We start from the raw sequence: 15,153 nt of genomic DNA on the forward strand, positions 1-15,153 counted from the left end.
GCCGAACCAGCGGGTTCGCGTCTGCCCACAGCAAGGAGAACTGCGGTGACCGTCGCACCGGCCGAAAACGAGAGCCCACCCCAGGGCGCGGAACCCGAGACCACCGATCAGGCCGAACTCGCGCGGGCGAAGAAGGAGAAGATCGGCCGCATCGTCGGCATGTTCCTCTTCCCGTTCCTGCTGGTCGCCATGATGATCACCGGTTATCTCGCCGCCATGCACGCACCCGCGCCGAACAATATGCCGGTCGCGGTCGCCGGGCCGGGTGCGGCCGAATTCGCGACCGCGCTGGAAGCCGATCAGGGCGCGGCCGTGGAGGTACGCGTCGTCGGCAGCGATGACGAAGCCCGCGAGCTGGTGTTCGAGCGCGAGGTCACGGGCGCGGTCTCGCTACCGGCCGGCGGCGACGGCACCGCCGCGGTGTACACGGCGGGAGCCGCGGGAGCCTCCCAGGCCTCGAATATCGGCCAGGTGCTGTCGGCCCAGGTGATCGCCGACGACCTACAGCCGCGCACCGAAGATCTCGCGCCCCTCCCGGCGCACGACACCGCCGGGCTGGCCGCCATGTTCATGACCACCGCACTCATGCTCGCCGGATACATGCCGCTGAGCCTGATGCTCTCCTCGGCGCCGGAACTGCTGCGGTTCCGGCGCTTCCTGCCGCTGCTCGCGGGGTGGGCGGCGCTCATCGCCGGGCTGGTGTGGACGGTCGCCGGCCCGGTCCTCGGCGCGATCGAGGGGCATACCGCCGAGGTACTGGGAATCAGCTGGCTCGCGGTGTTCGCGGTGGGGTCGGTGCAGTTGTTCCTCACCCGGATCTTCGGGCCGATGGCCGTGCTGGTGGGAATGCTTTTCCTGATGGTGCTGGGTGTCCCGGCCTCGAACCTCGGGATGTCGGTGTACACGCTGCCCTCGCTCTACCCGGTCCTGCACGGATTCCTGCCGGCGGCGGCCACGGGCGAGGCACTGCGTTCGGTCCTCTTCTTCGGCGGCCACGGGCTGGCCGGGCATCTGACCGTTCTCGCCGTCGGCGCCGTGATCGCGCTGCTCGCCACACTCGCCGTCGACGCAATCAAGCGGCGCCGCAACCCCGACGCCGCACCGCCCGCGCGTACGGTCGAATCCCTGCTGCCCGGCCCGCGGCCGCGTACCCGGGTGCACTACGCCCTGCTGGCGTTCTTCCCGCTGGCCATGGTGGGCATGATGATGACGACCATGCTCGGGGCGATGTACCAGCCGGCGCCCGAGGAAATGCCGGTGGCGGTCGTCGCGGCCACCCCGGAAATGGCGGACCAGGTGGTACAGGGCCTCGACCGGAACATGGCCGGCCTGTTCGATCTGCGCGCTCTCACCGATCCCGGCGAGGCCCGCGAACTCGTCCGCGACCGCACGGTATCGGCCGCCTACGTCCTGCCGTCGGCGCAGTCGCCGCACGCCACACTGATCACCAACGAGGCCGCCGGGATGAGCCAGCAGCAGGTGGTGCAGACGGTGTTCGGTCAGGTCGCGGCCGGTCAGCAGCTGCCGCTGGAAACCGAGAACATCGCGGCGCTGCCGGATACCGACACCATGGGTTCGGTGAGCATGTACCTGGCCATGGGCTGGATCATGGCCGGTTTCATGATCATCATCGTCGGGGCGACCGCGGCACCGATGGTGATGGGCCTGCGTACGCTGCTACCGATTCTGGCCGGGTGGGCAGTCGCGATGTCGGCGGTGGTCTGGGTGATCGCGGGCCCGATCGTCGGTGCGGTACACGGGCATTTCCTGCCGCTGCTCGGCGTCGGCGCGGTCGCGATATTCAGTACGGCCCTGTTCACCACGATTTTCGTGCGGGTACTCGGCATGCTGGCCGTACTCCCGGTGATCGCGGTACTGATGTTCCTCGGTGTGCCCGCGTCGAACGGCGCCCTGTCGATCTATATGGAACCGGAGATCTTCCGGGCGCTGCACGATGTGCTGCCGATGCCGGCGGCGGTGGAATCGGCGCGTTCGATCCTGTACTTCGACGCCGATATCGTCGGGACACACCTCACGACATTCGCGGTGTGGGGCGTGATTTCGCTGCTGATCGTCGTGGTGATCGACCGGTTCCGGCCGCAGCGGGCTACCGCGGCGGTTCCGGCGGGCGCCGAGAGCTGAACGGGCAGAACATATCCGAGGACCGCCGGCCGCGGCATTTCCCGCGCCGCGACCGGCCTCCCCGGCCGGGGCCGCCCTCCCCGGTGGCGCACTGACGCCACCCACGGCGCGCAACGCGAAGTTGCCGGGCGATTGCCGATATCATCACAGGCGCCCGTTGCAAACCCTGAGGTACAGGTAGTCCCGATGACATCCCAGCCGAGCACCCTCTCCGCCGAACCGCCTGAGGCCGAGGCGAGCCCGGTCGCGCCGGTGGCTCCGCGATGGGTACCGCCGCGCGGCTATTTCCCGCCGCCCCGGGAACTGCGCGGCAACCTCAACGGATGGACCTACCCGGCGGTTTTCCTGGTGGCCATCGTGGCCACATTCCTGGCGGCCCAGGCGGCGCTGTCCCTGGATTCCGGTGCACCGCTGCTGACGGCGCTGCACGTCGCGGCCACGATTTGGATCGCCTCCTTCCTGCCGATGATCTCCGCCACCTCGCGCGGCCGGTCGCGGATCAGGATCGACGGGGCACGATTCGCCGGCGACCGCGGCGCACTGGTGGTTCGCCGGTCGCTCGGTTACGAGATCGCCCTGGTGGTGTGTTTCCTCAGCGCGGCGGCGTTGTGCGCGATCTACGGGATCGGTACGTGGACCGGCACCCTCACCCTGGAAACGCCGGTCCCGGCCTGGCCGGCGATCGCGGTGGCGGTCCTGCTGCTCGGATATCTCGCCGTCTACGCGCGGCGCCCGGAGATCCGCCGCCTGGTGCTGACGCCGATGCATATCGTGGTGCCCACCAAGACCTCCATCGGGAACCGGGTGAGCTGGACGGCCGTGGAGCGGGTCGCGGTGGAATCGCGCAACAACGCCAAGGGCACCATCCGGATCGAATACCGCGGCCGCCGCCGGGGACGCCACAGCACCAAACGGATACACGCGGAGAAGCTCTCGATCGGCTCGGCGGGGACGTACTGGCTGATCCGCTTCTACCACGAGAACCCCGATGCGCGCGCCGAACTGTCCGATGAACGCGCTGTCGAGCGGCTGCGCGAATACGAGGTGGTGGACCCTTTCTCCGGGTAACCGGACGAGGTCACGACCGGCGGCGTACGGCGACGGGCATTCGTAGCGGCGGATCGGACTCGGCCCGATCATCCCTCCCGCGCTGCTCGCGGTGTAGCGGACGCACAGCCACCGGCGCCGCCGCGTACCGCCGGGCGAGCCGATTAAGCTCCGTGGATGGTTCGGGTGCGGCAGATGCACGAATGGGCGGTATCGGCGGACGAGGCCGTCGCGATACAGCAGCGGCTCCGGGAACAGGTCGTGGTGCGTGACGACCACGGGCCGGTGCGGCGGGTCGCCGGACTGGATGTGGCCTACCGGGACCCCGATATCGCGGTCGGAGTGGTGACGGTGCTGGATACCGAATCGCTGGCCGTGCTCGATCAGGCCGTGGTTCGCGAGCACGTCGAATTCCCTTATATATCAGGCCTTTTCGCGTTCCGCGAGGTGCCGGCCCTGACCCGGGCGCTGGAGCGGCTCACCGTCGAACCGGATGCGCTGGTCTGCGACGGTCACGGCCTGGCGCACCCACGCCGTTTCGGCTTGGCCGCGCACCTCGGCGTGCTCACCGACCTGCCGAGTATCGGCGTCGCGAAGAATTCCTTCGGCGAATTCACCGAACCCGGGCACGCCCGCGGCGACTGGTCCGCCGCCACCGCCGACGGCGAGACCGTCGGGCGCGTCCTGCGCACCCAACCGGGAGTCAAACCGGTCTACGTATCGGTGGGCCATCGCTTCACCCTCGACTCCGCCTGCGATCTGGTACTACGCCTGACGCCTCGATACCGGCTACCGGAAACCACCCGCACCGCCGACCATCTCGGGCGGATTTCCTGACCTTTCCGGTCCGCGACGAGGCCGGGCCGAGGGCTGTCCGCTGCGCGGACCAGACCGGGCCGTGGTGCGAGCCCGGTCCAGGGATGACTTCGCGCCGGCGCCCGGAAATCAGACCTTGACGAGATCGTCGGCGTGGATGACCGGGCGCTGCATACTGTCGGGCAGTTCCCGGGTGGACCGGCCGAGCATGGTGGCGAGTTCGGCCGCGTCGTATTCCACCACGCCCCGCGCCACGATCGCCCGATCCGGGCCGATCAGATCCACCACATCACCACCGTGGAAGCGGCCCTTGACCCCGACGATTCCGGCCGCGAGCAGCGACCGCCGGGCTTCCGCCACGGCGCTGACCGCACCGGCATCGATGAGGATGGCGCCCCGGCTGTCGGCGGCATGCCGGACCCAGAACCGGCGGGCCGACAGTCGCACCGGCCGCGCGGCGAAAGCCGTTCCGACAGTCCCGGTCCCGAGCGCGCTCGCCGCCTCGGCCGCCGCCGCCAGCAGCACCGGCACGCCCGCGTCGGCGGCCAGCCGCGCCGCGGACAGTTTCGAGGCCATCCCCCCGGTCCCCAGCACACCGCCACTGCCGGCGATCACACCGTCGAGGTCGGCGCTGGTGCGCACCTCGGAAATGAAATTCGCGTCGCCCTTGCGAGGGTCGCCGTCGTAGAGACCGGCCACATCGGAGAGCAGGAAGAGGGCGTCCGCACCCACCAGATGGGCGACCAGCGCGGCGAGCCGATCGTTGTCACCGAAGCGGATCTCCTCGGTGGCGACCGTATCGTTCTCGTTCACCACCGCCACCGCGCCGAGCGACCGCAACCGGTCCAGCGTGCGCTGGGCATTCCGGTGATGCTCACGCCGGGCGAAATCGTCGGCGCTGAGCAACACCTGGCCGACCGTCCGGTCGTAACGCGCGAACGAGGTCCCCCACGCGTGGGCGAGCGCGAGCTGACCGACACTGGCCGCGGCCTGTTTGGTGGCGAGATCCCGGGGTCGCCGGGTGAGCCCCAGCGGCGCCAGCCCGGCGCCGATGGCCCCGGACGAAACCACCACCACATCCGACCCGGCCCGCATCCGCGCCTCGATGGCATCCGCGAGCCGGTCCAGCCGGTCGGTGTCCAAACCCCCGTGCAGGCTGGTGAGCGCGGACGAACCGATCTTCACCACCACCCGCCGGGCCCCGGCGATCGACCGCCGGGCTTCACTGAGCTCTAACGGAAGCTGGGTCACGGCCGTGCCCCAACTCCGCGGTTGACCGTGTTCACCTGCCTACTCCCTGTCTTCTTCGTCATCGACCAGTCCGCGCCGCACCCGCGAGGCGTGTTTCCGTTCGGCCGCGCTCACCCGGTCGGTCTGTTCGAGCCGCACATCGGTACCGCGGCCGGTGGGCACGATATCGGTTCCGGCGGTGATCTGCGGTTCCCATTCGAACGTCATATCGCCGATGGTCACCGGCGCCCCCGGTTCGGCACCGAGTCGCACCAGCTCGTCCTCGACACCGAGCCGGGCCAGCCGGTCGGCCAGGTAGCCGACGGCTTCGTCGTTGTCGAATTGGGTCTGGCGGACCCAGCGTTCGGGCCGGGTGCCACGGACGAGGAAACCGCCCGGTTCCTCCGGGTCCGGCACCACGGTGAAGCCCGAATCGTCCACCGCGATCGGGCGGATCACCGGGCGCTTGGGTGCCGCCTTCGGATGCGCCTCGCGATACTGCTGCACCATTTCGGCCAGCGCGAAGGTCAGCGGACGCAGACCGGCGTGGGTGACCGCGGAGATGCGGAACACGGGCCAGCCGCGCTCCCGCAGTTCCGGGGTCACCAGATCGGCGAGGTCCTCGGCTTCGGGTACATCGGCCTTGTTCAGGATCACCACGCGCGGCCGGTCGGCCAGATCACCCAGGCTCGCGTCACCGCGCAGCGCGGGTTTGTAGGCGGCGAGTTCGGCTTCGAGCGCGTCGATATCGGAAAGGGGGTCGCGCCCGGGTTCCAGGGTCGCCAGGTCCACCACATGGGCCAGGACCGCGCACCGCTCCAGGTGGCGCAGGAAATCCAGGCCGAGCCCGCGGCCGTCGCTCGCTCCGGGAATCAACCCGGGAACGTCGGCGATGGTGAAGGTGGTGTCACCGGTCTGCACCACGCCCAGATTCGGGACGAGTGTGGTGAACGGGTAGTCGGCGATCTTCGGTTTCGCGGCGGACAGCACCGAGACCAATGACGACTTCCCCGCCGACGGGAACCCGACCAGCCCTACATCCGCGACGGATTTGAGTTCGAGCACCACATCGCGGGTCTCGCCCTCCTCACCGAGCAGCGCGAACCCGGGTGCCTTCCGTGCCCGCGACACCAGCGCCGCGTTACCCAGCCCGCCGCGGCCGCCCTTGGCCACGACGAATTGGTTACCGGGCCCGACCAGATCCATCAGGACCTCACCGTCGGAATCCAGCACCACGGTCCCGTCCGGAACCAACAGCCGCAGTTCCGACCCCTTCTTCCCATCCCGGTTCCCGCCCTCGCCGGGTTTGCCGTTCCCGGCCTTGGCGTGCGGGTGGAAATGGAAATCGAGCAGGGTGTGCACGTTGGCGTCGACCTCGAGCACCACATCCCCGCCGTTGCCGCCGTTACCGCCGTCGGGCCCGCCGAGCGGTTTGAACTTCTCCCGGTGCACCGACGCACAACCGTGCCCGCCGTTTCCGGCGCGGACATGAAGAACGACGCGGTCGATGAACTTGGCCATGGCCGGATCATCCTCCTCGGGATTGTCGAAGGCCGGGTAGGCGCGGCGAAAACGCGCCCCGGGCGGTTACGGGTGGACCGTGGAAACGCGAAAAGCGGGTCGAGGGTGAATCACCCTGACCCGCTCGCTGTGGTGGAGTCGTCAGCCGGTCAGGCTTCGACCGGCTCCGGGACCACGATGTTGACGGTCTTGCGACCACGCTTGGTGCCGAACGCGACAGCACCGGCTTCCAGCGCGAACAGGGTGTCGTCCCCGCCGCGGCCGACGTTCACGCCGGGATGGAAGTGAGTGCCACGCTGACGCACCAGGATCTCGCCGGCCTTGACGGACTGCCCGCCGAAACGCTTCACGCCCAGCCGCTTGGCATTGGAATCGCGGCCGTTCCGGGAGCTGGATGCACCCTTCTTATGTGCCATTGCTGATACTCCTTCAGCGCGGGCCGTACAGCCCTGCGGGTGGTTACTTGATGCCGGTGACCTTCAGGACCGTCAGCGGCTGACGGTGACCCTGGCGCTTGTGGTAGCCGGTCTTGTTCTTGAACTTGTGGATGCGGATCTTCGGGCCCTTGGTCTGCTCGACCACCTCGGCCGAGACCGAAACCTTCGCCAGCTTGTCGGCCTCGGTGGTCAGCTCGGCGCCGTCGACGACGAGCACCGGCGACAGTGCCACGGAGGTGCCCGGCGCACCCTCGATCTTCTCGACCTTCACCAGGTCACCGACCGCGACCTTGTACTGCTTTCCGCCGGTCTTGACGATCGCGTACGTTGCCATCGGTCGGCTGCCCTTCTTCCTCTAGTGCTCGGCACTCGTTCATACGGTTGCATCCTCGGTTTGCACCGGATCAACCGCACGACTGGTCTGGTATTCACCGCCGCCTCGGCATCTGGTGGCTCTCGGTATCGGGAACCGGCCACGGAACAGCAAGGTGCTGTTACCGGGCAGCGACTGGCCAAGATTACAGGACACGCCCCGGCCCCTCCAAACCCGGCCCCCTCCCCTGCCCTGTTCCGATCTCCGGGGTGAGGAAAACCGCACCCACCGGCCACCACCCGAGCAGGAGCCGAACGCGGCGCACCGTTCGGCCCGATCAGACGTACGGGCAGCGGCCGGATCCCGGTGCCGGCCGTCAGCACCGTACGCCGCTACCCGCGTGGAAAACCATCAGATACCCGGCCATCATCACGAGGATCCCGGCGGTGGTCAGGATCAGCGACAGCGAGCCGAGCCGAAGACGCTTCGTCCACAGCAGGATCAGCAGCACGACGCCGACCGCGAGCATGATCAGCGAGCCCGTGTTCTGGATACCCTCCACCAGCGCGTAGTCCCGGTCTCGCTGCTCGGCGCTGCCGTGCGGTTCCGCATTGCAGCGGTCACCATCGGCCGGGGTGATCACGTATCCGGCCAGGAAGATCGCCGGTCCGAGGAAGATCGCGCCGACGATGTAGATCACCGCGGGCACCCATGGTCGCTTCTCGAGCATGATCCCGGACCCTATCCGCCCGCTGTGGCGGTCCTGCGGTTGTCGTGTGGAGATCCTGTGTCCGGAGCGGGGCCGGAAACCCCGAGAGGCCCCCGCTGGCGAGGGCCTCTCGGTATCCGGCTCGGTTCAGTTGTCTTCGTCGACCGGTGGTCCGGCCGGGCGTCCGGCGGCACGGCGGCGAACCCGGCGGACCGGTACCTCGACATCCGCGGGTTCGGCCGCGAGATCGGCGACCGGCGCCGACGGCTGCTCATCGGCCGCCAGCACGAACACCGCACCGGCGCTGTCGGCCGCCGGAGCGGACGTCGACCGGGCGACACGACGGCGGCGGGGACGGGACTCGGAAGCGCCGGCCTCATCACTTGCCGCCGACTGTTCCGCACCGGCCGTGACGGGCGGCGCGGCGGTGCCGTTCGACTCGGTCGCGGGTACCGCGGTCCCGTTCGAGGCAGGTGCGAATTCCGGCTCGACCGGCATTGCGGATTCGGCGGGCGCGGCGGCGGGTGCCCCGCCCTGCTCCGTGCCCACGCCGGCGGGCACAGCCGGCGTCGCCGCTTCGGCGTCGGCGAGGTCACCCGTGTCCACAGCCGTGACACCCTCGGCGTCGGCCGGTTCGCCGGCATCCGGCGCTGTTTGCGCGGCGGCCTCCCCGGCGACGACCGCCTCGGGCACGACCCGCGCCGTCTCGCCGGCAACGACCTCGGGGGATTCCGCGGCAGTCACCCCGGGAGAGTCCGCGGCGACAACATCGGCTGCGTCTCCAGCAGCGGCCTCGGGAGCATCCGCAGCGGCGGCCGCACCGACGTCGGCAGCAGCGGGCTCGGGGGCGTTCGCGGCAGCTGAGGCAGCCGCCTCGGGCGCCGCGTGCGCACCACTGCCGTTCGATTCGGCGGCGCGACGATCACCGGACGAAGCGGCTCCGGCGGACCGCCGGACCCGGGTACGGCGACGCCGGGGTTCCGCGGTGGTGTCGCTGTCCGCGGTACCGGCCTCGGCAGTTTTCGCCTTACGGTCCTCGTCGCCGGTGGCGATATCGTCCGCGGCGGTCGCCGCTTCGTCCGCCGCGTCCTCCGACTGGTGCGCGGCCATGGCCAGTGCTACCGGGTGGGCACGTTTGGCTGCCGCCTCTTCCTCCGAGATCTCGGCCACCGGAGCCGGTGCGGCCGCTGCTGCGGGCGCGGCCTTGTCGCGATTGCGGCGCCGTTTCGAACCCGATTCGCGGCCCCGGCCCGAGTTCTCCTCGGCACCGCCGGTTTCCACCGGGTAGCTGTGCACGACGAGACCGCGGCCGTGGCAGTGCTCGCAGGTGGTGGAGAACGCCTCCACCAAGCCCGTCCCGAGCTTCTTGCGGGTCATCTGCACCAGGCCCAGTGAGGTCACCTCGGAGACCTGATGCCGGGTGCGGTCGCGGCCCAGCGCCTCGGTGAGCCGGCGCAACACCAGATCACGGTTCGATTCGAGCACCATATCGATGAAATCGACCACGATCATGCCGCCGATATCGCGCAGCCGCATCTGCCGCACGATCTCCTCGGCGGCCTCGAGGTTGTTGCGGGTGACGGTCTCTTCCAGGTTCCCGCCGCCGGATCCGGTGAACTTACCGGTGTTCACGTCGACCACGGTCATGGCCTCGGTCCGGTCGATCACCAGGGTGCCGCCCGAGGGCAGCCACACCTTCCGGTCCAGCGCCTTGGCCAGCTGTTCGTCGATCCGGTAGGTCTCGAACACATCGACGCCGTTGTTCTCGTGCCGCGATACCCGCGCGAGCAGGTCCGGGGCGACGGTTCCGATGTACTTCTCGACGGTGTTCCAGGAGCGTTCGCCCTCGATCACGAGTTTCGAGAAATCCTCGTTGAACAGATCGCGGACCACCTTCACCAGCAGGTCCGGCTCTTCGTAGAGGGTCTTCGGGGCGTTGGATTCGCCCTCCGCGGCCGCGGCGATCTTGCGCCAGGCGGCCTGCAACCGCTCCACATCGCGGGTGAGTTCCGCCTCGCTGACACCTTCGGACGCGGTCCGGATGATCACCCCGGCATCGGCGGGCACGATCTCGCGCAGGATCTCCTTGAGCCGTTTGCGCTCGGTATCGGGCAGTTTCCGGCTGATCCCGGTGGAGGTGCCGCCCGGCACGTACACCAGGAAGCGCCCGGCCAGGCTGATCTGGGTGGTCAACCGGGCACCCTTGTGCCCGACCGGATCCTTGCTGACCTGGACCAGCACCTGATCGCCCGGTTTGAGCGCCTGTTCGATCTTGCGTTCCTTACCGCCGAGCCCGGCGGCCTCCCAGTTCACCTCACCGGCGTAGAGCACACCGTTGCGGCCCCGGCCGATATCGACGAACGCGGCTTCCATACTCGGCAGCACGTTCTGCACCTTGCCGAGGTAGACATTGCCCACCATGGACGCCGACCCGGTGCTGGTGACGAAATGCTCGACCAGGATGTTGTCCTCGAGCACCGCGACCTGGGTCGCCGACGGATGGCCGGGGAACTCCTTCTCCCGGACCACCATCACCCGGTCGACCGATTCGCGGCGGGCCAGGAATTCCGATTCGGTGAGGATCGGCGGGCGGCGCCGGCCGGCCTCACGACCGTCGCGGCGGCGCTGACGTTTGGCTTCGAGCCGGGTGGAACCGGTGATGCCCTGGACTTCGTCCACGGTGGCGCGGGCCCGGGTCTTGTTCCGCGGCTCGCGTTCGTGGACGACCGTATTGGGCGGATCGTCCTCGGCTGATTCGGCCGCGTCGCCGGATTCCCCGGCCACCTTTCGGCGGCGGCGACGGCGGCGGCGACGGCTCGAACCGCCCTCGGATTCCTCACCGCTATCGGTGCTGTCCTCGGTGTCCTCGGCCTCGGCACTCGACGTGTCGTCGTCCTCGGCGGAGGTTTCCGCCGAATCGGCGGGAGCGTCCTCGGTATCGGTATCGCCGTCGTTCTCCGACTGCTGCTCCCCGCGGCCCCGGCCGCGACCCCGGCGGCCCCGGCGCCGACGCCGCGGCTGATCGTCGGAATCGCCCTGATCGGACTGGTCGTCCCCGGTGTCGGTATCGGCTTCGCTGTCGATATCGGGTTCGGGCTCCGGCTGCTGCTCGGCCTGCTGTTCGGCTTTCTGCTGCTCGGCCTGCTGCTGCTCGGCCTTGCGACGCCGGCGCAGATCCTCGGCCGCGGCCGCGTCCGGGGAGAGGAACAGCGGGGCCGCGACGACCGCGCTTTCGAAAACGATCGGTTCGGCCGCAGCCGGTTCCTCGGGCACCGGGCTCGCGAACAGGTTCGCCGCGGCGGTGAACGCCGGCGGCGGCGTCGAGGGTGCGGTGGGCGCGCTCGGGGTCACCGTGGCCGAGACCGATACCGAGGTATCGGCAGCCGAACCGGCTCCCGCCTCGCGGATATCGCGGCCGGATTCATCGGCCGCGGCGCCTGCGGCGGTATTACCGCTCGCCACGGTTCCGGCGGGCGCTTGTCCGGCGGCGGAGCCGGCATCGGCGGGCGCACCGGTTACGGCGGTATCCGCGGATTCGTCCGGGCCAGGGGCCGTGGCCGCGCTCCCGGGTGCCACGAACTCGCCCGCGTCCGCGGTGCCGACCGCGCTCGATTCGATACTGCCGGACGCTGCGGTCGCGGCCTCGTCGGTGCCGGAAGTATCCGCTTCGGGCGCCGGAGCGAGGCCGGTGCCTGCCGCGACCACTTCGGGTGCGGCCGGCTCCGCGGGTTCCCATACGGCCGCGCCGGCGGCCACGGTCTCGGTACCGATGCCAGGAATTTGCCCGGACCCGCCCCCGGGCGCCGGCGCGGGGCTCGCCGGCTGTTCCGTGCCGGTGACCGCGGTACCGGCGTCCGTAGCGGAGGCCGCCACGTCACCCGTCCCGGATGTCCCGGCCGCACCGGTGTCCGGCGTGGCGCCGGCCGGTTCGAACAGGCCCGGTTCGGGCGGGTTCAGATTGGGGGTGGTCAGCGATTCGCGGACCGATTCCGCGACGGCCCGGTCCACGCTCGACTGCGGGCTGCGGGCCTCGGTCCCCAGTTCGCTGAGTTTGGCCAGGATGCGCTTACTGGTCACACCCAGCCGTTTGGCGAGGGCATGTACTCGGATTCGCTCCGGCAAGTGATCGTCGTCCTGTGATGTTGTGTGCAGCGGCTCTTGATCGGCCACGAAGTCTCCTCGGGCCCCCGGGCGCGTTCCTCTACGAGTGACGCGGCCGTCGCGGGGACGCTTTCCGTCCGCCTCGCGCGGTTGGCACGAGGTCAATGGTCTCGCCCCGCGTGCCCGGTTATCTCCACTATCGAACGTCGGTCGGGCTAACTGGCCACGCGGCGCCTGGCATATGGCTGAACTCCGCGGTGCGAGCACTCGTCCAGCGCGCCGGGCAGACGCAGCCGAGATCTTTCGGCTCTCACGTCCGCGGCAGCGAAGGCGGCATCGTTCCGCAGTGTGTCATCCGGTCGCTCCCTGTGTCGGGCGCAACCATGTACCAGTATCCCACACCATGCGCCAGGCGTTCGCCACGGCGCTGCGCAAGGCACTCGCACGGGTCCGGAAAGCCCGTCGCCGGGCAGTGTTCAGAGCGGGAATTCGGGGAACCAGAGGGAGATTTCACGCTTGGCGGAGTCGGGCGAGTCCGATCCGTGCACCAGGTTCGACTGGGTCTCCAGCGCGAGGTCGCCGCGGATGCTGCCGGGGGCGGCTTTTTCCACCGGATCGGTGCCGCCGGCCAGTTGCCGGAAGGCGGCGATGGCGCGCGGGCCCTCGAGCACGGCCGCGACCACCGGGCCGGAGGTGATGAATTCGATCAGTGAGCCGTAGAACGGTTTGTCGGCGTGCTCGGCGTAGTGGGCACCGGCCAGTTCCTCGTTCACCTGCTCGAGCTTCAGGGCCGCGATCTTCAGGCCCTTGCGCTCGACCCGGCTCAGCACCTCGCCGACACAGCCGCGCGCGACGCCGTCCGGTTTGATCAGAATCAATGTCTGCTCTGTCACGCGGCCAGCCTAATGGGCGCGTCGCGGCCTTGCCCAATCGCCGTCCGCCGATCGACGGCCGCATCGACGCAGGTACGTACGACAGCCCGGCCGGCGGCCACGGCTGCCGGACCCGGCCGGGCTAGGAGCCGCCGCGCGGTCGCTGGCTCGGCAGCGTCCCCGCCGCCATCCGGCGTTTGACATCGGAGCGCAGCACCAGGATGAAAGCCCATACGGCGAGGAACACGACACCGATCACCGCGATCGAGATATGGAAGATCCCGCCGGCCAGCACCAGCACCTGCAAACCCAGGTTGAAAGGGATGGCCCACGACCGGCGCTGCAAACCGGCACCGGCGATCATGAGCAGAGCCAGCACCACCAGATAGGTTCCCGACGCCCACGTGATCCCCCCGGCGATATCGGCGACCACCGGCAGCGCGAGCAGCACGGTGATCGCCTCGAGCACCAGCGCCCCGGCCATCACACCGCGCAGACCCTTCCACGGATCGGGCGCGGACGATGCCGGATCGGGGCCAGTGGATTCGCTCTCACTCATCATGGGTCCTCATCATGCGGGGTCCTTGCCGAAGAGGGCGCGGGCAGCTCCGGCAGTGACGACCGAACCGGTCACGACCACGCCCGCGCCGGACACCATCTCGCCGGAGTCGCCGACCTCCTCGGCGAGGGCGACGGCGGTTTCCAGGGCATCGGGCAGGCTCGCCGCGGTGACCACGCGTTCGTCACCGAACCGCTGGACCGCCAGATCGGCCAGGCGGTCGGCCGGCAGGGCCCGCGGCGAACCGTTGGTGGTGACGACTATCTCGTCGAACACCGGTTCGAGGGCGGCCAGGATTCCCGCGGCATCCTTGTCACCGAGGACCGCGACCACGCCGACCAGTTTGCGGAAATCGAATTCCGCGGTGAGCGTGGCCGCCAGCGCGGACGCACCGGCCGGATTGTGCGCGGCGTCGATGAACAGGGTGGGCGCGTTGCGCATCCGTTCGAGCCGGCCGGGGCTGGTGACCTCGGCGAAGCCCGCACGGATCGCGTCGATATCGAGTTGGCGCTGCGCACCCGCCCCGAAGAACGCCTCCACGGCCGCGAGCGCCAGGGCGGCGTTGCGGGCCTGGTGTTCGCCGTGCAGCGGCAGGAAGATCTCGTCGTACACACCGCCGAGCCCCTGTAGTTCCAACTGCTGCCCGCCGACGGCGATCCGCCGGCTCAGCACCCGGAACTCGGCGCCCGCCCGGGCGACCGCAGCGTCGACCTCCACGGCCCGGCGCAGCAGCACCTCCATGGCTTCCGGTTCCTGTTCGGCGATGACCACGACGTTGTCGACGGGCACCAAGGATTCGGGCGCGGGTTTGATGATCCCGGCCTTCTCCTTGGCGATGGAGGTCAGATCCGGACCCAGATAGTCGGTATGGTCCAGGCCGATGGGCGTGATCACCGCGACCTGACCGTCGATCACATTGGTGGCGTCCCAGCTGCCACCCATCCCGGTTTCCACCACCGCCACATCGACCGGGGCCTCGGCGAACGCCGCGTAGGCCATGGCGGTGAGCACCTCGAATTTGCTCATCGGCGGGCCGCCCGCGGTGGCCGACTGGGCGTCGATCATCTCGATATAGGGCTGCAGTTCGCGATACAGCTCCACATAGTGCGCGGGGGAGATCGGCCGATTGTCGATTCCGATCCGCTCGGTGGCCAGCTGCAGATGCGGGCTGGTGAGCCGCCCGGTGCGCCGGTGCAGCGCGGTGAGCAGCGAATCGATCATCCGGGTCACCGAGGTCTTGCCGTTGGTGCCGGCGATATGGATGGCCGGGTAGCCGCGCTGCGGCGAACCCAGCACATCCATCAGGGTGGCGATCCGGGCGAGTGACGGTTCGATCTTGGTTTCCGGCCAGCGCCGGTCGAGTTCGGCTTCGACCAGCGCCATCTCCGCCAGCTCCACCGGCGACG

General features: G+C 69.5%; 12 protein-coding genes. 3 read left to right on the top strand and 9 right to left on the bottom strand.

Annotated features, from left to right (window positions below; all coding sequences use genetic code 11):
* The first annotated feature begins 45 nt into the window (after window positions 1–45).
* From ACQEVO_RS23620 to nfi, 3 genes are all read left to right on the top strand, one after another.
* Window positions 46–2,142 (top strand): ABC transporter permease, encoded by a 2,097-nt coding sequence (locus ACQEVO_RS23620; protein ID WP_432916979.1) that lies wholly within the window; start codon window positions 46–48, stop codon window positions 2,140–2,142.
* A gap of 186 nt (window positions 2,143–2,328) precedes the next feature.
* Window positions 2,329–3,210 (top strand): hypothetical protein, encoded by an 882-nt coding sequence (locus tag ACQEVO_RS23625; RefSeq protein WP_432916982.1) that lies wholly within the window; start codon window positions 2,329–2,331, stop codon window positions 3,208–3,210.
* Window positions 3,211–3,366: 156 nt separating this feature from the next.
* The gene (nfi, locus tag ACQEVO_RS23630) at window positions 3,367–4,026 is read left to right on the top strand and encodes a deoxyribonuclease V (RefSeq protein WP_432916985.1); all 660 of its coding nucleotides are present in this window, start codon (window positions 3,367–3,369) and stop codon (window positions 4,024–4,026) included.
* Window positions 4,027–4,134: 108 nt separating this feature from the next.
* Here the strand turns inward: nfi and proB are convergent, their stop codons facing one another.
* The 9 genes from proB to folC form a co-directional block, all read right to left on the bottom strand.
* A complete protein-coding gene (gene proB / locus ACQEVO_RS23635) occupies window positions 4,135–5,256 on the bottom strand; it encodes a glutamate 5-kinase (RefSeq protein ID WP_432916988.1) in 1,122 nt (373 codons plus the stop codon).
* Window positions 5,257–5,295: 39 nt separating this feature from the next.
* Window positions 5,296–6,756 (bottom strand): GTPase ObgE, encoded by a 1,461-nt coding sequence (gene obgE / locus ACQEVO_RS23640; RefSeq protein ID WP_432916991.1) that lies wholly within the window; start codon window positions 6,754–6,756, stop codon window positions 5,296–5,298.
* Window positions 6,757–6,905: 149 nt separating this feature from the next.
* The gene (rpmA, locus tag ACQEVO_RS23645; RefSeq protein ID WP_432916994.1) at window positions 6,906–7,172 is read right to left on the bottom strand and encodes a 50S ribosomal protein L27; all 267 of its coding nucleotides are present in this window, start codon (window positions 7,170–7,172) and stop codon (window positions 6,906–6,908) included.
* Window positions 7,173–7,215: 43 nt separating this feature from the next.
* Window positions 7,216–7,527 (bottom strand): 50S ribosomal protein L21, encoded by a 312-nt coding sequence (rplU, locus tag ACQEVO_RS23650; protein ID WP_432916997.1) that lies wholly within the window; start codon window positions 7,525–7,527, stop codon window positions 7,216–7,218.
* A gap of 355 nt (window positions 7,528–7,882) precedes the next feature.
* On the bottom strand, window positions 7,883–8,236 hold the full coding sequence (locus ACQEVO_RS23655) for a hypothetical protein (protein ID WP_432917000.1): 354 nt from the start codon (window positions 8,234–8,236) through the stop codon (window positions 7,883–7,885).
* A 126-nt stretch (window positions 8,237–8,362) separates the two neighbouring features.
* Window positions 8,363–12,385, bottom strand: coding sequence for a translation initiation factor IF-2 N-terminal domain-containing protein (locus ACQEVO_RS23660; RefSeq protein WP_432917003.1), 4,023 nt, complete (start codon window positions 12,383–12,385; stop codon window positions 8,363–8,365).
* A 407-nt stretch (window positions 12,386–12,792) separates the two neighbouring features.
* Window positions 12,793–13,209, bottom strand: coding sequence for a nucleoside-diphosphate kinase (ndk, locus tag ACQEVO_RS23665; RefSeq protein WP_432917005.1), 417 nt, complete (start codon window positions 13,207–13,209; stop codon window positions 12,793–12,795).
* A 121-nt stretch (window positions 13,210–13,330) separates the two neighbouring features.
* Complete coding sequence (locus ACQEVO_RS23670; protein WP_432922962.1) at window positions 13,331–13,747, bottom strand: DUF4233 domain-containing protein; 417 nt, start codon at window positions 13,745–13,747, stop codon at window positions 13,331–13,333.
* Between the two features lie 12 nt (window positions 13,748–13,759).
* Complete coding sequence (gene folC, locus ACQEVO_RS23675) at window positions 13,760–15,145, bottom strand: bifunctional tetrahydrofolate synthase/dihydrofolate synthase (protein ID WP_432922965.1); 1,386 nt, start codon at window positions 15,143–15,145, stop codon at window positions 13,760–13,762.
* Between the last annotated feature and the right edge of the window lie 8 nt (window positions 15,146–15,153).

The sequence above is a fragment of the Nocardia sp. CA-290969 genome (genome assembly GCF_050936135.1).
In the GTDB taxonomy this organism is placed as follows: Bacteria; Actinomycetota; Actinomycetes; order Mycobacteriales; family Mycobacteriaceae; genus Nocardia.